We start from the raw sequence: 18,548 nt of genomic DNA on the forward strand, positions 1-18,548 counted from the left end.
GCACGCCATGCGCACGTTCTTCGCCGCCGTCATTGCATCGCTGGTCGCGCTGGCCGCGCTTGCGATTGCGCAGCCCACGGTCCCGCCCATGCAGTTTCATGATTCGCTGCGCGGCACGACGCCGCTCAACGAGGAGCCGAAGGCGCCGCTCATCGCGCCGACCGAAAACAAGGATGTGATTCGCGGCCTCAACTACGCACAGCAGCCGCCGACGATCCCGCACAAGATCGACAACTATCAGCTCGACAAGAACGCGAACCGCTGTCTCGCGTGTCACGCGCGCAGCCGCGCCGAGGAGAGCGGCGCGGTGCCGGTCGCGGTGTCGCATTACATCGATCGCGACGGCCTGGTGTCCGGGCATCTGTCGCCGCGCCGCTATTTCTGCACGCAGTGTCACGTCCCGCAAGCGGATACGAAGCTGCTGATCGGTAATTCGTTCGTCGCCGTCGAAGATATCAAGCAGCCGGCGTCCAAGAACCCACAAAGAAAATAAAGAATCATGCGCGAACTGATCAAGCGCTACTGGATCACCATCCGAAGGCCGAGCCTGTATTACAGCCTCGGCTTTCTGACGCTGGGCGGCTTCGTCGCGGGCGTGATCTTCTGGGGCGCCTTCAACACGGCGATGGAACTCACCAATACCGAAGTCTTCTGCACCGGCTGCCACGAGATGCGCGACAACACGTTTGCCGAACTGAAGAACACGATCCACTTCAGCAATCGCTCGGGCTTCCACGCGAAGTGCTCGGACTGCCACGTCCCGCATCAGTGGACGGACAAGATCGCGCGCAAGATGCAGGCGTCGAAGGAAGTGTGGGCGAAGATCTTCGGCGTCGTGAACACGCGCGAGAAATTTCTCGACAAGCGGCTCGAACTGGCCGAGCACGAATGGGCGCGCTTCAAGGCGAACGATTCACTCGAATGCCGCAACTGCCATTCGTTCGAGTACATGGATTTCACGCGCCAGAGCCCACGCGCGCAGGAAGCGCATCAGCGTTTTGTGGAGACGGGCGAGAAGACGTGCATCGACTGCCACAAGGGTATCGCGCATGAATTGCCGAACATGGTGAAGGCCGAGGAGAAGGAGGGCAGCAAGAGGAAGTAGATCACGTCAGAGGAGACGAACCCGATGCTCAGCGCCCGGCAACTCGACGTCATGCGCGGCAGCCGCACCATCGTGGCCGGCGTGGATCTGTGCGTCGATGGCGGCGCGGCGCTGCTCATCCACGGCGCGAACGGCAGCGGCAAGAGTTCGCTGATCGCCGCGCTCGCGGGCTTGTTACCGCCCGCCGCGGGCAGCGTGTCGTGGCGCGGCGCGAATGTGCGCGACGATCCCGTGCGCTTTCGGCGCGAGCTCGCGTGGCTCGGTCATGCAGATGGCTTCAACGGCGAACTGACGGTCGCGGAGAATCTTCGCTTCGCCGCGTTGCTCGGCGCTGGTGTGGCGCATGTCGATGAGCGCAACGTCCTCGACGGCGCCGGTGTGCTGCCGCTCATGCGAACGCGCCTGAATCGACTGTCGCAAGGGCAGCGAAGGCGTGTAGCGCTCGCGCGCCTCGTGCTCGCGGGCAAACCGCTCTGGCTGCTCGACGAACCCACCGAAGCCATCGACGATGCCGGCGCGCTCTGGTTCGCCGCGTGCATCGACGATCATCTGCGCGCAGGCGGCATGCTCGTCGCGACGACGCATCGGCCGCTCAGCGTCGATGCAAAGCGCACACGGCATCTGCATCTCGAACGGAGCGCGGCATGATCGCGCTTCAGGTGATCCGCCGCGAACTGATCCTCAACTGGCGCTCGCGCACGGTGACGTTGTCCGTGCTGCTGTTTTTCGTGCTCGCGTCGAGCCTGTTTCCGCTCGGCATCGGTCCCGATCCGAAGCTGCTGCACGCGATCGCGCCGGGCGTGCTGTGGGTCACCGCCCTGTTCGCGGCGCTGCTTTCGGCGGGCCAGCTCTTCAGCAACGACTTCGCGAGCGGCGCGCTCGAACAGATGCTGCTTTCGCCGCAGCCGCTCGCGGGCATCGTGCTCGGCAAGATCGCCGCGCACTGGCTGACGACGGGTCTCGCGCTCGTCGTGATCGCGCCGGTCGTGGCGCTGGAATATGGGCTCGATGCGCGCACCATCGTCATGCTGATGGCGTCGCTTCTGATCGGCACGCCGCTGCTGTCGCTGATCGGCTCGATGGGCGCCGCGCTCACGCTCGGCGTGCGCGGCGGCAGCGTCGTGCTCGCGCTGCTGATCCTGCCGCTCTATGTGCCGGTGCTCGTGTTCGGCGTCGGCGCGGCCGATCCCGCCGCGAGCGCCGCATGGTCCAGCGCGAATTTCTCGCTGCTCGCGGCGGCGCTGTGCGTCGCGCTCTGGCTGTGCCCTTGGGCCAGCGCAGCGGCCTTGCGCATCTCGATGGAATAGCGCCTATGAACTGGTTCCGCTACGCCTCGCCGCACCGCTTCGAACGCTTCGCCGCGCGCGCGACGCCGTGGTTCGCGTTCGCGTCGGTGGTGTTCATCGCAGCCGGGCTCGTCGTCGGGCTCGCCGTCGCGCCCGCCGATGCGCTGCAACGCGACATCTACCGCATCATGTTCGTGCACGTGCCCGCCGCGTGGATGTCGATGTTCATCTACCTCGTGATGGCCGCTTACTGCGCGCTGCATCTCGCGACGAACGCCCGCCTCTCCGCGATGATGGCGCGCGCGCTCGCCCCGACCGGCGCACTCTTCACGGGCATCGCGCTCATTTCCGGCGCGCTGTGGGGCAAGCCGACGTGGGGCACGTGGTGGGTGTGGGACGCGCGCCTGACCTCAGAGCTGATCCTGTTCTTCCTGTATGTCGGCTTTCTTGCGCTGCACGCCGCGATCGACGGGACGCGCCGCGCCGATCGTGCGTGTTCGGTGCTCGCGCTGATCGGCGTCGTGAATATCCCGATCATCTATTTTTCCGTGCAGTGGTGGTACACGTTGCATCAGGGGCCGTCGCTGGGTTTCGGCAGCGGCGTGTCGATGACGACGTCGATGGCATGCGGCATCGTCGTGATGACGGCCGGCTTCTGGTCGTACGCGATCGCCATTGCGCTCGCCCGCGTGCGCGTCATCATGCGCGCGGCGCAACGCGTGTCGACGGACGAACGCCCGTCGCGAATCGAGGAACGCACCGCATGAACATCCTGACGATGCTCACCGACAATCCGATTTTGTGTGCCGCGCTTGCGATCACGTTTTCGCTGATGGGCGTGGAAGCGTGGCTCGTGCGCCGCGCACTGCGCGAACCGGAGTTGCGCCGATGAAGGCGCGCCATCGCAGGCTCGGATTCATCGCGCTGGGTGTCGCGAGCGCGGGGCTCGCGTGCGCGTTCGTGCTCAATGCGTTCCGCGCCAACGTGATGTTCTTCGTGAGCCCGAGCCAGATCGCGTCGCACGAAGAGACGCGCACGCAGCGCTTCCGGCTCGGCGGTCTCGTCGAACGCGGCTCGCTCGTGCGGGATGCGGACGGGTGCACCGTCACGTTCGTCGTCACCGATGGACGCGCATCCACTCCCGTTACCTACAGCGGATCGCTGCCCGATCTGTTTCGCGAAGGCAGCGGCGTCGTCGCGCAAGGCGCGCTCGACGGCGACGGACGCTTCCACGCCGACGAAGTCCTCGCGAAGCACGACGAAAAGTACACGCCGCCGCAGCTCGAACGGGCGCTGCGCGAGGTGCGCGCATCGACAGAGACGAGCACAGGAACGCGCCGATGATTCCCGAGCTCGGCCACTTCGCGCTGATTCTCGCGATGCTGCTCGCGCTCGTCGCCGGCGTTGTACCGATGCTCGGCGCGCGTCTTTCCATCGAGCGATGGATGCGCGTCGCCGCGCCCGCCGCGTGCGGGCAGTTCGTCTTCGTCGCGATTGCGTTCGCGTGTCTCGCGGCGTCGTTTCTCGGCGACGATTTCTCCGTCATCTACGTCGTCGGCAATTCGAATTCGGCGCTGCCGTCGATCTATCGCTTCACCGCCGTCTGGGGCGGCCACGAAGGTTCGCTGCTGCTCTGGGGGCTGCTGCTGACCTTGTGGATGATCGCCATCGCCGCATTCGCGCGGCGCCTGCCGCTGCCCTTCGCCGCGCGCGTGCTCGGCGTGATGAGCTGGATCGACGCGGGCTTTCTGCTCTTCATGCTGCTGACATCGAATCCGTTCACGCGCATCATGCCGCCCGCGATGAACGGCCGCGATCTCAATCCGCTGCTGCAAGATCCCGGCATGGTGATTCATCCGCCGCTGCTGTATATGGGCTATGTCGGCTTTTCGGTAGCGTTCGCGTTCGCCATCGCCGCGCTGCTCGAAGGCAAGCTCGATGCCGCGTGGGCGCGCGCATCGCGTGCATGGACGCTCGCCGCTTGGATGTTCCTGACGCTCGGCATCATGCTCGGCAGCGCGTGGGCGTACTACGAGCTCGGCTGGGGTGGATGGTGGTTCTGGGACCCGGTCGAGAACGCGTCGTTCATGCCGTGGCTCGTCGGCACGGCGCTGATCCATTCGCTCGCCGCCACCGCCAAGCGCGGCGCCTTCCGCGCGTGGAGCGCGCTGCTCGCGATCTGCGCGTTTTCGCTTTCGCTGCTCGGCACGTTTCTCGTGCGCTCGGGCGTCGTAACGTCGGTGCATGGATTCGCGTCCGATCCGGCGCGCGGCGTCTTCATTCTCGCGCTGCTCGCGCTGTTCTCGGGCGGCGGGCTCGCGCTCTTCGCGTGGCGCGCGCCGCGTGCGGCATCGGCCGTGGGATTCGAGCCGGTATCGCGCGAGGCGCTGCTCCTGTCGAACAATCTGCTGATGCTCGTCGCCGCGGCGTCGGTGATGCTCGGCACGCTCTACCCGATGGCAGCTCGACGCGCTCAATCTCGACAAGATTTCCGTCGGCGCACCGTACTTCGACAGCGTGTTCGTCCCGCTGATGACGCCCGCCATCTTCCTGATGGGCGTCGGGCCGCTCGCGCGCTGGAAAGCCGCGCGTCTGCCGGACATCGCGGTGCGACTGCGCTGGGCCGCGCTCGTGAGCGTCGGCACGGCGTTCCTGCCCGGCGTGTCGCGCCCGCTCGTGAGTCTCGGCTTTCTGCTCGCCGCGTGGACCTTCACGACGATCGCGACGAGCGTGATCGAGCGCGTCGTCAGAGGCAGGCAGCGCGTGCGGCTCGCGACTATCGGCATGTGGCTCGCGCATGCGGGCATCGGCGTGTTCATCGTCGGCGTGACGATGGTGAAAGGCTTTCCCGTCGAACGCGATGCGCGCCTCGTGCCAGGCGGCAGCGTCGATGCGGGCGGCTATCGCTTTCGTCTCGACGGCGTGCGCGCGATCGACGGCCCGAACTATCGCGCGACACGGGCGACGATCACCGTGACGCGCGACGGCCGGCCGATCTCGACGCTCTATCCCGAAAAACGCGAATTCCTCGTCTCGAACATGCCGACGACGGAAGCCGCCATCGATCGCGGCGTGCTGCGCGATCTCTACGTCGCGCTGGATCAGCCGGCGGGCGGGAACGCGTGGACCGTGCGCATCCAGATCAAGCCGTTCGTGCGCTGGATCTGGGGCGGCTGCATCCTGATGGCGCTGGGCGGCCTGCTCGCCGCGGCGGATCGGCGTTACGCGCGTTTCCGGGCGACGCAGCCGCGGGTGACGACGGTCGTTCAAGAACCCATCGCGGAGACCGGACGATGAAGCGCTTCCTCATTCCGCTCGTCCCGCTCGTCGTCTTCGGGGTGCTGGTCGCGGTGCTCGCGGCGGGATTGCGGCACGATCCGCGCCGATTGCCTTCGGCGCTCATCGGCAAACCCGCGCCCGCGTTCGATCTGCCGCGTCTCGATGCCGCGAACCAGACGATGTCCTCCGACGCGCTGCGCGGCCAGGTGTGGATCCTGAACGTCTGGGCGTCGTGGTGCGAAGCGTGCCGCGACGAGCATCCCGTGCTGATGAACTTCGCGGCGAGCGGCGCGGTGCCCGTGTACGGCCTGAACTACGAGGACGAGCGCGAACCCGCGCTGCAATGGCTGGAGACGGCGGGCAATCCGTACGTCGCATCGTTCGTCGATCGCGACGGGCGCACGGGCATCGACTATGGCGTGTACGGCGTGCCGGAAACCTTCGTGATCGATCGCGCCGGCGTGGTGCGATATCGGCAGGCCGGGCCGCTCACGCGCGCGTCGCTGGAACGCGTGATCCTGCCGCTCGTCGGCAAGCTGCAAAAGGAGACGATGCGTGACTAGCCGCTACGCGTTGATTCTTCTTGCGTGCATGGCTTGTGCCCACGCTCAGGAATCGCCCGAAGACGAACGCGCGCGCCAACTCGCGGAGCGTTTTCGCTGCGTGGTGTGCCAGAACCAGAGTCTCGCCGATTCGAACGCGAATCTCGCCGCCGATCTGCGCACGCGCATTCGCGAGCAGGTCGGGCAAGGCGCGAGCGACGAACAGATTCAGACCTACATGGTGCGCCGCTATGGCGACTTCGTGCTGTATCGGCCGCCGGTGAAGCCGGCGACGTGGGCGTTGTGGTTCGGGCCGTTCGCCGTACTCGCGGCGGGCGCGCTCGCGATGGCGCTGCATATCCGCCGCGCCCGGCAACGACGGAGCATGAACCGATGATCGCGTTCTGGCTGATCATTGCCGCAATGTTGCTCGGCGCGCTCGCGTGCGTCTTGCCGCCGCTTTTGCGCACGTCCGCGCGCGGGCCCGGACAAGCGCACGCGGCGTTGGCCGGACTGATGATCGCGCTGATTCCGGCGTCGGCGCTGACGCTGTACATGCGCATCGGCGATCCGGTCGCGCTCGCGATGCAGACTGCGCCGCTCGCATCGCCGGATCGACATGCCGACGCACCCGCCTCGATGGAAGCCGCGGTCAGCCGCCTCGTCGCCCGGCTGCGCGCCGATCCGGACGACGCACCCGGCTGGGCGATGCTCGCGCGCTCCTATATGGCGCTCCAGCGCCCGAGCGATGCTGCGGAGGCGTACCGCCGCGCTATCGCGCTGAATCCGCGCGATGCCGAACTGCTCGCCGATTACGCCGATGCCCTGGCAAGCGCAAACGGTGGCGATTTCAACGATGCGGCGCTGAAGGTCATCGACTCGGCGCTTGCGATCGACGCGGATCAGCCGAAGGCGCTCGCGCTGGCGGCATCGGCGGCATTCGACCGTCGCGATTACGCGCGCGCCATTCATTTCTGGGAGCGGTTGGGCAAGGCGCCGGATCTCGCGCCGCAGATCGCGCAGCAGGCGCAAAAGAATATCGACGAGACGCGTGCGCTCGCCGCAAAGGGAAGTGATGGTTCGAAGGCGAAGGCGGCTTCGATCGAAGTCCGTGTGCGCCTGAGTCCGGAGCTGGAACAGCGCGTTCGCCCGACGGATACGGTCTTCGTCTACGCGCTCGCGGACGACGGATCGCGCATGCCGCTCGCCGTGCAGCGCCTGAGCGTGAGCCAGTTGCCCGCGACGGTGCGCCTCGACGATTCCATGTCGATGACGCCGAACCGCCGTCTCTCCGATTTTTCCCGCATCAGCGTCGATGCGCGCGTGTCGTCGTCGGGACAGGCACGACCCGCGGCGGGCGATCTGACGGGATCGAGCGGCGCGGTGTCATCGAAAGACGCGGGCGTCATCGACGTGACAATCGCCGATGTCGTCCGCTGATTGCATCGCTCAATGCGACTTGACGGCGCCGGGCTCAACCGACTTCGCATTTTCGGCGATATCGAGATTCCAGTCGCCTTGTTCGTACCAGTCTTCGCCGAGCAGTTCGGCGGGATGCTGCGTGCGACTCGAACCGTTGCCGCAGCGCATGGCGTCCGTCGAGCAGTAGTGGTCGCAGCCCCAGCAATTGCGTTCGGGATGCTTCGGGTTCAGCGGAAAACGCTTGGACATCGTGTGATCCTCCTTCGACTGCGGTGTGCGGGACATCGACATCAAGACTAGAGCGGACGCCCGCTCGCGCCAATAGGAACCCGACTATCGGACGACGCTCCCCGCGAAGCAGGCTGTTTCGGTTTCTTCAACAACCCGACGGCACGGCTTTCGTCGCGCCCGTCAACAGCAACTCGATCAGATCGCGCACGCTGCGGATCGCCGCGCCGAACGGCAGCTTCTCGCGCCCGCGGAAAAACAGACCGTTGCCGACATCGCCGCGCAAAGCCGCGGCCAGCCGCGTGTCGATGCAGAAGTGTCCGAATTTCTCGATGCCATCGCGCAAGCCGCACGCGCTCAGGCATTCGAGCGCCGACGGACACGTCTGCTTGCGCGCGCCGATCTTCGTGCGAATGCGGTCTTCGTTGCGCAGATAGCGCATGAGCCACGGCGTCTTGACAGCGCGCGCGGGCAGGCCCGTCACGCTGATGAATTCGACGATGTCGTCCGGCGTCGCCTCCACGAGCACGCGCTTGAACTCCGGATGCGCGTCGCCCTCTTCGGTGACGGCGAATGGCGTTCCGATTTGCACGCCATTCGCGCCTGCCGCGAGCCATGTGCGCACCGCTTCATGGCTGTTGATGCCGCCCGCGACGATCACCGGCACATCCGAGCGCTTCAGTCCCAGCGATGCAAACGACGCGTCGAGCTCCGTCAGCACGCGCTCGAAGCCGAAGCGCTCGTTGTGCATGTCGGCGACGTCGTTGACGCCGAGATGGCCGCCCGCATGCGCCGGATGCTCGATCACGATGGCGTCGGGCAAGCGGCCCTTCTTCATCCATTTCTTCAGCACGAGCGTGACGCCGCGGCTGTCGGAGAGAATGGGAATCAGCGCGATATCGTGACCTTGTGTGAGGTCGGGCAAGTCGAGCGGCAAGCCCGCGCCCATCACGATGGCATCGGCGCCTTCTTCGCACGCGACGCGCACGTAATCCGCATGCGCGCTCACCGCCTTCATCACGTTGACGGCGATCATGCCGCGCCCTTCCGACAACGTGCGCGCGGCCGCGATTTCACGTGCGAGCGCGATCAGGTTGGCGCGTTCGAGTGTCGGGCGCGTGTGGTCTTCGCGGCACATCGCCAGCAGATCGTCGTGATGATGACGCAAGTCGATGCTCGCAATGGTGCCGACCGCGCCTTCGCGCGCCACGCTGCCCGCAAGCCGATGCGCCGAAATGCCGACGCCCATGCCGCCCTGCACGATCGGCAACAGACTGCGCCCGCGAATCGTGAGCGGCGCGAAGGGATGATCGTGAGGGTTCATGTGCGATTCGGTTTGATGTGAATTCATGGTGGACTGCTTGATGTGATGTGCGCTTCGGTGCTCGATCGTGCTTGAGGCGGGGGCGCTTACGCGGCTTCCGTCGCCTTTGCCGTGTCGTGACCGACCGCATAAATCGCGACCTGCACACGGCTCGTGAGATTGAGCTTGCGCAGGATGTTGCGCACGTGGATCTTTACCGTGCTCTCCGCGAGCGTCAGGGAACGTGCGATTTCCTTGTTGCTCGAACCGTGCGCCAGTTCGCGCATGATGTCGCGCTCGCGCGTCGTGAGTGGATCGGCCGCGGCGGCCGGAGCCGGCACCGACACGGGCTTCGGTGCACGCAAGCTCGTGACGAGCTTCGCGGTCATGTCGTCGGCGATGACCGGATGGCCCGCCGCCGCCTTGCGAATGGCGCTCGCGAGCGTGTCCGCTTCGATGCTCTTCAGCAGATAGCCGCATGCGCCTTCGCGCAGGGCGAAAGTCAGTTCATCGAGATCCTCGGAGACGGTCAGCATGACCACCGCCGTCTGCGGCACGTCCTGCACGAGCAGCTTCAAGGTCTCGATTCCGGAGAGCCCCGGCATGTTGAGATCCAGCAGGATGACGTCCGGGCGAAATTGCTTCGCGCGCTTGAGGCCTTCGAGGCCATCGGCGGCTTCGCCGACGACTTCGAAATCGGGCTGCCGTTGCAAAAGCGCATGCACGCCGGAGCGAAACAGCGCGTGATCGTCGATCAGCAGAATACGAATGGTCATGACACAACTCGAAGCAGCGTGAAACGCGCGCCGCCCATGTTCAGGCAGCCTGACGCGCCAAGGCCGGCAAGACGAGTTCGACACGCGCGCCGCCTCCGGGTGCTCCGGTCAGCAAAAGCGTGGCGCCCAGACGTTGCGCGCGCTCTCGCATGATGTGAAAGCCTACGTGCGTCTCGCCAAGGACGGCCATCTCGTCTGGATCGTAGCCCTGACCATCGTCCTCGACAAGGAGGCTGAAGTCACGACCATTGACGATCGTCACGTAAACGCGCTGCGCTTCGGCGTGCTTCCGAATATTCGAGAGCGCTTCCTGCAGTATGAAAAGCACCTGCAATTGCTGATCCGGCGGCAATGGCAGGCCGCCTTCGTCGCGATAATCGAGTCGGGGCGCGATGCCCGTCTGAACAGTAAAGCGTTCGATGGATTCGTCTACCGCGCGCCTGAGTTCACCGCTGCCGAGCTTCGTGCGGAAATTCATGAGCAGCTCACGCACGTCGTCGTAGCTCTCGGCGACGCCGCCCGCCAGCAAGGGCACGATCTCGCGAACCTCGTCCATGCGGTGCTCGCGCGTGGCGGCATCGAGCAGATGCACCTGCATTTTCAGAAAGTTCAGACTCTGCGCGATGCTGTCATGCAAGCCTTGCGCAACGAGATTGCGCTCCTCCGAGACGGCGAGTTGCCGCGCCAGTGCTGCGAGCCGCCTGCTTTTGAGCGCCGTGCCGAAATGCCCGCCGAGCGTTTCCAACAACTGCGCCTCCGACGCGGGAATGGTGTGCTCCCCCTCGAAGTGCAGCGAGAACGCGCCCAGCTTCTCCCCTTGCGACACGATATCGAACGCCGCCACGCTCGTCAGGCCCACGCGCTGACACGGGCGCTCGTCGCATACGCAGCCATCGGCGGCGAAGCAGCGCTCATCCTGAAGCAGCGCGGCAGGCAATCCTTCCGATCCGATGAGACGCACCTGGCCGTCTTCGGTGATGAGACGAACCGCCGCACCGTCCGCGTCGAACTGACGCGTGAGGCGCGCGAGAAAGCCTCGGCACAGCGCATCGCCGTCATTCGGCTGATTGAGGAAGGCGGCCATTTCATAAAGCGCCGTGAGCTCGCGATTTTGCGCGGCAAGCTCGGCCGTTTTCGCCTCGACGCAGCCTTCGAGATGGTTGTACAGCGTCTGAAGCTCGGCGGCCATCCGGTTGAAGCCCGCGGTCAGATGGCCGAATTCGTCGAGCGTTTCGACCTGCAAACGCGTGTCGAACTGACGCCGCCGGATACGCTTGAGGCCTTCCTGCAAGCGCCGCACCGGCACGACAATCCACAGGAAAAGCAGATACACGATCGCCAGCGTGCCGATGCACGCCATTGCGCCAAGCGCCATCTGCGACGTGCGCAGCCAGGCGGTCTTGCGCGCGTTGTCCTTTTCGATCTGTACGACCAACTCGTCCGCGCCCGCGACGAACGCTGGCAACGCGCGCAAATAGCGCGATACCGCGTCCGGATCGCCGGTTTGCGCATCCGGTTCGAGCCGCGCATGCCACGCATCGGCGACGCTGTCGAACTGGCTGCGCACGTCGGCGTCGTCGGGAAGAAAGAGCGGGCGCGCGGCATCGCCCCGGCGCAAGCGGTCGATTGTCGCATTCATCTGCCCGATGTGCGATTGCAGCGCCGATGCCGGCATGTCCTGCCGCTCGATCAGCGCGAGCGCAACCGTGTTGGCGCGCATGCGCAGGCTGCCCGCGTCGTTGATGGCCGCGCCCGCGCCCTGCAGTTGCCACGACAGCCAGAGTGTCCCGCCGACCATCGCGAGAACGAGAACCAGTGACACGATCGACAGCGTGACGATGCGTGTGGTCAGACGTTCGCGATACGACGGCAAGGACATGTTCGGTGAACGGAATCAGCGGCTGCGGACCAGCTGCCACGCCCGCGTGAGATAGCCGAGCGAAGCGAAACCGCTCCAGACATGCACGAGCCGCGTGAACGGGAAGATCACGAAGAGACTCATGCCCATGAACAAATGTACACGGAAGAGCAGCGGCGCGGCTGCGACATAACTGGCCGCATCGGCGCGGAACGTGACGATATGTTGCGCCCAGGTCATGAGGTTCACCATCATCGAACCATCCATATGACCGGCCGATACGCCGATCGTCGACAAGCCGAGCAGCAGCGTGACCAGGATCCACAGCAGCAGCACGCGGTCGCCGATTTTTGTCACGGCGGAAAGCCGCGCGCTCGTCAGGCGACGATGCAGCAGGATCAGAAGGCCCACGAGACACATCGTGCACATTACGCCGCCCGCAATCATCGCCGCCGCCTGCTTCACGCCGTGATCGATGCCGAGCGCGTCCCACACGGCGACCGGCGTCAGCAAGCCGACGAGATGCCCGAAGAACAGCCCGAGAATCCCGATGTGGAACAGGATGTTGCCGAGCCTGAGATTACCGCGGTCGACGAGCTGCGTGCTGTCCGCTTTCCATGTGTACTGCTCGCGCTCGAAGCGCACGAGGCTGCCGAACAGGAAGATGCTGGCGGCGATGTACGGATAGATACCGAACACGAAAGAGTTGAACATGTTCATCGTGCGTCCTTTGCGATGGCTGCACCCGCGCCGCCCGATGCGCCGCGCGGATGAAAGCGAATGGTCTGCGTGTCCTGCCGCATGTGCGGCGCGAGCAACGGCTCGACGCCGTCCGGCCCCGGTCCGAAGGTTTCGAGCATCTCGTCCATGTCCCTCACGGGCGGCTGCGCGAGCGGGCGCGGCTCGACGGTGGCGAGCTCCCGCAAGACCGCGAAGACGGCAGCATACGGGCTTTCATCGCGCGCGAGACGTTCGCCGATCGCGTCGAGCACATGAATGGCGTCGTCGAGCAAGGCCTGCGCACGGTCACGATCGATCGCGCCGAGCACTTCGAGAAAAAGCGGCACGTAGTCGGGCAGCTCGTTCGACTGGATATCGAACCCGAGACCGCGATATTCGTCGAGCAGATCGACCATCGCCTGACCACGATCGCGGCTTTCGCCGTGAACGTGCTCGAAAAGATGCAGCGAATGCGACGGATTGCGGTCGAACGTCGACACGTACGTCAACTGAGATTCGATCAGCGGACGCTTCAGCGACGCGACGAGCGGCGCGAGACGCTGCTCTGCCTGCGGCCAGTCATGCAGCGCGGTTTCGATCTCCGGCAGCGCGTCCAGCAGCGCAGGCTCGGGATAATCGAGCAGCGCGGAAAGAATGGGATAAAGCGACATCGTTCGTTCCTCGATCAACTTTCCGACAACGCGTTCTTGCGCGACTTCGGCAACGCCGCGTAGCTCACCTCACCGTGCGTCCTCGAACCGAAAAGCGATCCGTCCGACGCGCCAGGCGAGCCGCAATTACCGAACGAGAAGCCGCAACTGCCCTTCTCGTCGAAACTGTCCTGCGCCATTTCCTTGTGCGACGACGGCACGACGAAGCGGTCTTCGTAGTTGGCGATCGCCATCAGTTGATACATTTCTTCCACTTGCGTCGCCGTGAGACCGACGTCATTCAGCACGGCGTCATCGTTCACGCCATTCACGTTCTGCGCGCGCTTGTAGGCACGCATTGCGAGCATGCGATCGAGTGCGGAGACGATCGGCGCTTCGTCGCCCGCCGTCAGCAGATTGGCGAGATAGCGCATGGGAATGCGCAGGCTCTTCACATCCGGGATCACGCCGTTCATGCCCATATGCCCCGCGTCAGCCGCGGACTGGATCGGCGAGAGCGGCGGCACGTACCAGACCATCGGCAACGTGCGGTACTCGGGATGCAGCGGAAACGCGACCTTCCACTCGCACGCCATGCGATAGACAGGCGAGCGCTTAGCCGCATCGAGCCAGCTCTGGGCGATGCCCTGACGCAGCGCTTCGGCCTGAACCTGCGGATCGTGCGGATCTAGGAAGAGATCGAGTTGCGACTGATACAGGTCCGTGGTCTTCTCGACCGACGCTGCTTCGGCAATGCGATCAGCGTCGTACAGCATCACGCCGAGATAGCGGATGCGGCCTACGCATGTTTCCGAGCACACGGTCGGCTCACCCGCTTCGATGCGCGGATAACAGAACACGCACTTCTCGGCCTTGCCGGACTTCCAGTTGAAGTACATCTTCTTGTACGGGCAACCGGACACGCACATGCGCCAGCCGCGGCACTTGTCCTGATCGACGAGCACGATGCCGTCATCTTCTCGCTTGTACACCGAACCCGACGGGCACGACGCCACGCACGCCGGATTCAGGCAGTGCTCGCACAAGCGCGGCAGATACATCATGAAGGTGTTCTCGAAGGTCGAGTACATCTCCTTCTGCACGTTTTCGAAGAGCGCGTCGCGGCTGCGCGATTCGAACTCGCCGCCGAGGTCGTCTTCCCAGTTCGGCCCCCAATGGATCTTGTCCATCTTCTTGCCGGTGATCGCGGACACGGGGCGTGCGGTGGGCGGCGTTTCGGAAAGCGGTGCGTTCTGCAGGCGCGCGTAGTCGTAGGTGAACGGCTCGTAATAGTCATCGATGGCTGGCAGATTCGGGTTCGCGAACAGGTTCGCGAGCACCTTCAGCTTCGGACCCTGACGCGGCTCGATGCGGCCATCATTCTTGCGGACCCATCCGCCGTTCCACTTCTCCTGGTTCTCCCACTGCTTCGGATAGCCGATGCCCGGCTTCGTCTCGACGTTGTTGAACCACGCGTACTCGACGCCATCGCGCGACGTCCACACGTTCTTGCAGGTCACCGAGCAGGTGTGGCAGCCGATGCACTTGTCCAGATTCAGGACCATCGCCACCTGGGCGCGGATCTTCATGATGCTGCTCCTTCCTTGAGCGGGCCTTCGAGCCAGTCCACTTTCTTCATCTTGCGCACGATGACGTATTCATCGCGATTGCTGCCCACGGTGCCGTAGTAGTTGAAGCCGTAGGCCTGTTGCGCGTAGCCGCCGATCATGTGCGTGGGTTTGAGCACCGTGCGCGTGACCGAGTTATGGATACCGCCGCGCATGCCGCTCGTCTCCGCGCCCGGCACGTTGATGATCTTTTCCTGCGCGTGATACATGAGACACATGCCGCGCGGCACGCGCTGACTCACGACGACGCGCGCGGTCAGCGTGCCGTTGACATTGAACACCTCGACCCAGTCGTTGTCCCTGAGGCCGGCCTCCTTCGCTTCCGCTTCCGAGACCCACACGTGCGGGCCGCCGCGTGACAGCGTGAGCATGCGCAGGTTGTCGGTGTACGTGGAATGGATGCCCCACTTCTGGTGCGGCGTGATCCAGTTCAACACCAGCTCGTGCTCGCCGTTGGGCTTCGCGCCGAGCATCGGCGAGACGGTCTTCGTATCTATCGCGGGTTTGTAGACGCACGATCCCTCGCCGAAGTCCAGCATCCAGCGATGATCCTGATAGAACTGCTGCCGCCCGGTGAGCGTGCGCCAGGGAATCAGTTCGTGGACGTTCGTGTAGCCCGCGTTGTAGCTGACTTCTTCCGATTCGAGCCCTGACCACGTGGGCGCGGAAATGATCTTGCGCGGCTGCGCCTGCACGTCGCGGAAGCGGATCTTGTCGTGCTCGCGGCCCAGCGCGAGATGCGAGTGATCGCGCCCGGTGATCTTCGACAGCGCTTCCCAGGCCTTTACAGCGACATGGCCGTTCGTCTCGGGCGCGAAGGTCAGGATCATCTCGGCGGCGTCGATTGCGGTATCGAGACGCGGTCGGCCGTTGCTCTCGCCGGACAGCGACGCGAGTTCGTCCACTTCATGCGCCGTATTCCAGTTGATGCCCTTGCCGCCATTGCCCAGCTTCGCGAGCAACGGACCGACCGACGTGAACTTGTCGTAGATCGCGTTGTAATCGCGCTCGACGAGCGTCATCGACGGTGCGGTCTTGCTGGGAATCAGGTCGCATTCGCCATGACGCCAGTCCTTCGGCTCGAATGCCTGACCGAGTTCGCCCGGCGTGTCGTGCATGAGCGGCGTGCAGACGAGATCCGTGCGCGTGCCCAGATGCTTCCCGCCGATCTCCGCGAATTTCTTCGCGATCGCCTTGTAGATTTCCCAGTCGCTCTTGCTCTCCCACAACGGCTGCACCGCTTCCGACAACGGATGGATGAACGGATGCATGTCCGACGTGTTGAGGTCGTTCTTCTCGTAGAACGTCGCGCTCGGCAGCACGATGTCGCCATAGAGGCACGTCGTGCTCATGCGGAAATCGAGCACGGTCAACAAATCGAGCTTGCCTTCAGCGGCACCGCGCACGTTGACTTCGCCGGGTTTGATCGCGTCTGCTTCGTCGCCGAACAGCGCGTTCTGCGTGCCGAGCAGATACTTCAGGAAGTATTCGTGCCCCTTGCCGGAGCTGCCAAGAATATTCGAGCGCCACACGAACATGTTGCGCGGGAAGTTCGCGGGATCGTCCGGGTCGTCGCACGCGAAGTTCAGCGCGCCCGACTTCAGTTGTTCGACCGTGTATTCAATCGGATCGCGGCCCGCGCGTTTCGCGGCATCGACGACATCGAGCGGATTCGCACCGAGTTGCGGCGCCGACGGCAGCCAGCCCATGCGCTCGGACTTCGCATTCATGTCGAGCATCGAGAGATTCTCGTAGCGCGACTTGTCTGCGGTGGGTCCGAGAATTTCGTCGAGGGCGACCTTCTCGTGACGCCACTGGCTCGTGTGGTTATAGAAGAACGACGTGCCGTTCATCTGACGCGGCGGGCGCGACCAGTCCAGCGCGAACGCGAGCGGCGCCCAGCCGAACTGCGGACGCAGCTTTTCCTGGCCGACATAATGCGCCCAGCCGCCGCCGCTCTTGCCGATACATCCGCACATCATCAACAGATTGATGATGCCGCGATAGATCATGTCGTTGTGGTACCAGTGATTCAACGCCGCGCCGACGATCACCATGCTCTTGCCTTGCGTGCGGTCCGCGTTGTCGGCGAACTCGCGCGCCACCTGGATGACGAGATGGCGCGGCACCGTGGTGTGCTTCTCTTGCCACGCCGGCGTGTAGGGCACGTCGTCATCGTAGGACGATGCGACGTTCGGTCCGCCGAGACCCTGATCGACGCCGTAGTTCGCCATCTGCAAGTCGAAGACGGTGGCGACGCGCGCGCTTGTGCCATCCGCGAGCGTGATGCGTTTGACGGGCACGCGGCGCGCGAGCAGCGCGTCGTGCTCCGCGCCGAAGTACGGGAAGCTCACTTCCGCCACTTCGTCGTGTGCGCCGATCTGCGACAGACGCGGATCGATATCGCGACCCGAGCCGCCGTCCTTCTGTTCGAGATTCCAGCGGCCGACCTTTGCGCCGTCGTCATGATTCGCTTCGCCCCAGCGGAAGCCGATCGTGCCGTTCGGCGCGACGATCTTGCCGCTCGTCTCGTCGATGACGAGCGTCTTCCATTGCGGATTGTTCGCTTCGTCGAGATCGTTCTGCAATTGCGATGCGCGCAGGAAATGATCGGGCACGAGCGTGCCGTCGCCATTCGGGTTCTCGCGCAACACGACGAGCATCGGCATGTCGGTATAGCGCTTCACGTAATCGCGGAAGTATGCGGATTGGCCGCCTGCGTGGAACTCCTTCAGCACGACATGACCCATCGCCATGGCGAGCGCGGCGTCAGTGCCCTGCTTCGGCGCGAGCCAGATGTCGCCGAACTTCACCATCTCGCCGTAATCGGACGAGACCGCGACCGTCTTCGTGCCCTTGTAGCGCACTTCCGTGTAGAAGTGCGCATCCGGCGTGCGCGTTTGCGGCACGTTCGAGCCCCACACCATCAGATACGTGGAGTTGTACCAGTCTGCGGACTCGGGTACGTCCGTCTGCTCGCCCCAGACTTGCGGCGACGCCGGCGGAAGGTCGCAATACCAGTCGTAGAACGACAGGCACGCGCCGCCGATCAGGCTCAGATAGCGCGCACCGGCGGCGTAGGAAACCATCGACATGGCGGGAATCGGCGAGAACCCGATCACGCGGTCGGGTCCGTACTTGCCGACGGTGTACGCATTCGCCGCCGCGATGATCTCGCTTGCCGTGTCCCAGTCCGCGCGCACGAAACCGCCCAGGCCGCGCACGCTCTTGTAGCGCTTCGCCTTGACCGGGTCTTCACAGATCGACGCCCACGCCGCGACCGGGTCGAGCGTCCTGCGCGCCTCGCGCCACATTTCGATGAGACGGCCGCGGATCATCGGATGCTTCACCCGCTGCGCGGAGTACACGTACCAGCTATACGAAGCGCCACGCGGACAGCCGCGCGGCTCGTGATTCGGCAGATCGGGGCGCGTGCGCGGATAATCAGTCTGCTGCGTCTCCCATGTGATCAGTCCGTTCTTGACATAGACTTTCCACGAGCACGAGCCCGTGCAGTTCACGCCATGCGTGGAGCGCACGATCTTGTCGTGCTGCCAACGGCTGCGATAACCGTTTTCCCATTTGCGGTCTTCATTCACGACCGCACCATGTCCGTTCGAGAACGTGGACTTGATGCGCGACATGAACTTCAGCCGATCCAGAAAGTGACTCATCCGTTTCTCCGGGCGAGGCGGCCGTAAGCCGCCCTAAATACGTTGATTCGAGTGTAGGGGCGCGATGCCCGCGCGCC

At 64.6% G+C, this 18,548-nt stretch carries 18 protein-coding genes and 1 pseudogene; 11 read left to right on the plus strand and 8 right to left on the minus strand.

Annotation, left to right across the window (positions count from 1 at the left end):
* Nucleotides 1–7 precede the first annotated feature (7 nt).
* From AWB74_RS14560 to AWB74_RS14605, 11 genes and pseudogenes are all read left to right on the plus strand, one after another.
* Nucleotides 8–493, plus strand: a complete 486-nt coding sequence (locus tag AWB74_RS14560; protein ID WP_061147447.1) for a nitrate reductase cytochrome c-type subunit — start codon at nucleotides 8–10, stop codon at nucleotides 491–493.
* A gap of 6 nt (nucleotides 494–499) precedes the next feature.
* Nucleotides 500–1,105, plus strand: a complete 606-nt coding sequence (locus AWB74_RS14565) for a NapC/NirT family cytochrome c (protein ID WP_061147448.1) — start codon at nucleotides 500–502, stop codon at nucleotides 1,103–1,105.
* 24 nt (nucleotides 1,106–1,129) lie between these two features.
* Nucleotides 1,130–1,753, plus strand: coding sequence for a cytochrome c biogenesis heme-transporting ATPase CcmA (ccmA, locus tag AWB74_RS14570; protein WP_061147449.1), 624 nt, complete (start codon nucleotides 1,130–1,132; stop codon nucleotides 1,751–1,753).
* Nucleotides 1,750–2,412, plus strand: a complete 663-nt coding sequence (gene ccmB, locus AWB74_RS14575) for a heme exporter protein CcmB (RefSeq protein ID WP_061147450.1) — start codon at nucleotides 1,750–1,752, stop codon at nucleotides 2,410–2,412. The genes ccmA and ccmB overlap by 4 nt, the downstream gene beginning before the upstream one ends.
* Before the next feature lie 5 nt (nucleotides 2,413–2,417).
* Nucleotides 2,418–3,158: a heme ABC transporter permease CcmC gene (ccmC, locus tag AWB74_RS14580; RefSeq protein WP_061147451.1), complete on the plus strand. Its 741-nt coding sequence runs from the start codon at nucleotides 2,418–2,420 to the stop codon at nucleotides 3,156–3,158.
* Nucleotides 3,155–3,283: a hypothetical protein gene (locus AWB74_RS48200; RefSeq protein ID WP_268811191.1), complete on the plus strand. Its 129-nt coding sequence runs from the start codon at nucleotides 3,155–3,157 to the stop codon at nucleotides 3,281–3,283. The genes ccmC and AWB74_RS48200 overlap by 4 nt, the downstream gene beginning before the upstream one ends.
* Nucleotides 3,280–3,735: a cytochrome c maturation protein CcmE gene (ccmE, locus tag AWB74_RS14585; RefSeq protein WP_061147452.1), complete on the plus strand. Its 456-nt coding sequence runs from the start codon at nucleotides 3,280–3,282 to the stop codon at nucleotides 3,733–3,735. The genes AWB74_RS48200 and ccmE overlap by 4 nt, the downstream gene beginning before the upstream one ends.
* Nucleotides 3,732–5,688 (plus strand): annotated as a pseudogene (locus AWB74_RS14590) (heme lyase CcmF/NrfE family subunit). The gene ccmE and the pseudogene AWB74_RS14590 overlap by 4 nt, the downstream one beginning before the upstream one ends.
* Nucleotides 5,685–6,233 carry a DsbE family thiol:disulfide interchange protein gene (locus AWB74_RS14595; RefSeq protein ID WP_061147453.1) on the plus strand — a complete coding sequence of 183 codons (549 nt, stop codon included), beginning with the start codon at nucleotides 5,685–5,687 and terminating at the stop codon, nucleotides 6,231–6,233. Before AWB74_RS14590 ends, AWB74_RS14595 begins: the two are co-directional and overlap by 4 nt.
* Entirely contained in the window at nucleotides 6,226–6,609 is a 384-nt protein-coding gene (locus tag AWB74_RS14600; RefSeq protein WP_061147454.1) for a cytochrome c-type biogenesis protein, read from the plus strand. Before AWB74_RS14595 ends, AWB74_RS14600 begins: the two co-directional genes overlap by 8 nt.
* A complete protein-coding gene (locus AWB74_RS14605) occupies nucleotides 6,606–7,652 on the plus strand; it encodes a tetratricopeptide repeat protein (protein WP_061147455.1) in 1,047 nt (348 codons plus the stop codon). Before AWB74_RS14600 ends, AWB74_RS14605 begins: the two co-directional genes overlap by 4 nt.
* A 9-nt stretch (nucleotides 7,653–7,661) precedes the next feature.
* Here AWB74_RS14605 and AWB74_RS14610 read toward each other — a convergent pair whose 3' ends face one another.
* The 8 genes from AWB74_RS14610 to AWB74_RS14645 form a co-directional block, all read right to left on the minus strand.
* Complete coding sequence (locus AWB74_RS14610; protein WP_061147540.1) at nucleotides 7,662–7,883, minus strand: DUF3079 domain-containing protein; 222 nt, start codon at nucleotides 7,881–7,883, stop codon at nucleotides 7,662–7,664.
* 127 nt (nucleotides 7,884–8,010) lie between these two features.
* Nucleotides 8,011–9,186 carry an NAD(P)H-dependent flavin oxidoreductase gene (locus tag AWB74_RS14615; RefSeq protein WP_061147541.1) on the minus strand — a complete coding sequence of 392 codons (1,176 nt, stop codon included), beginning with the start codon at nucleotides 9,184–9,186 and terminating at the stop codon, nucleotides 8,011–8,013.
* An 86-nt stretch (nucleotides 9,187–9,272) separates the two neighbouring features.
* Nucleotides 9,273–9,941, minus strand: a complete 669-nt coding sequence (locus AWB74_RS14620; protein WP_061147456.1) for a response regulator — start codon at nucleotides 9,939–9,941, stop codon at nucleotides 9,273–9,275.
* Nucleotides 9,942–9,981: 40 nt separating this feature from the next.
* Nucleotides 9,982–11,820 carry a type IV pili methyl-accepting chemotaxis transducer N-terminal domain-containing protein gene (locus AWB74_RS14625; RefSeq protein ID WP_061147457.1) on the minus strand — a complete coding sequence of 613 codons (1,839 nt, stop codon included), beginning with the start codon at nucleotides 11,818–11,820 and terminating at the stop codon, nucleotides 9,982–9,984.
* A gap of 15 nt (nucleotides 11,821–11,835) precedes the next feature.
* Nucleotides 11,836–12,519 carry a respiratory nitrate reductase subunit gamma gene (gene narI / locus AWB74_RS14630; RefSeq protein ID WP_061147458.1) on the minus strand — a complete coding sequence of 228 codons (684 nt, stop codon included), beginning with the start codon at nucleotides 12,517–12,519 and terminating at the stop codon, nucleotides 11,836–11,838.
* A complete protein-coding gene (gene narJ, locus AWB74_RS14635) occupies nucleotides 12,516–13,190 on the minus strand; it encodes a nitrate reductase molybdenum cofactor assembly chaperone (protein ID WP_061147459.1) in 675 nt (224 codons plus the stop codon). The genes narI and narJ overlap by 4 nt, the downstream gene beginning before the upstream one ends.
* Before the next feature lie 14 nt (nucleotides 13,191–13,204).
* Nucleotides 13,205–14,758, minus strand: coding sequence for a nitrate reductase subunit beta (narH, locus tag AWB74_RS14640; protein WP_061147460.1), 1,554 nt, complete (start codon nucleotides 14,756–14,758; stop codon nucleotides 13,205–13,207).
* Entirely contained in the window at nucleotides 14,755–18,471 is a 3,717-nt protein-coding gene (locus AWB74_RS14645; RefSeq protein WP_061147461.1) for a nitrate reductase subunit alpha, read from the minus strand. Before AWB74_RS14645 ends, narH begins: the two co-directional genes overlap by 4 nt.
* Nucleotides 18,472–18,548: the final 77 nt, after the last annotated feature.

Origin of the sequence: Caballeronia arvi (assembly GCF_001544695.2) — a bacterium.
Lineage (GTDB): Bacteria > Pseudomonadota > Gammaproteobacteria > Burkholderiales > Burkholderiaceae > Caballeronia > Caballeronia arvi.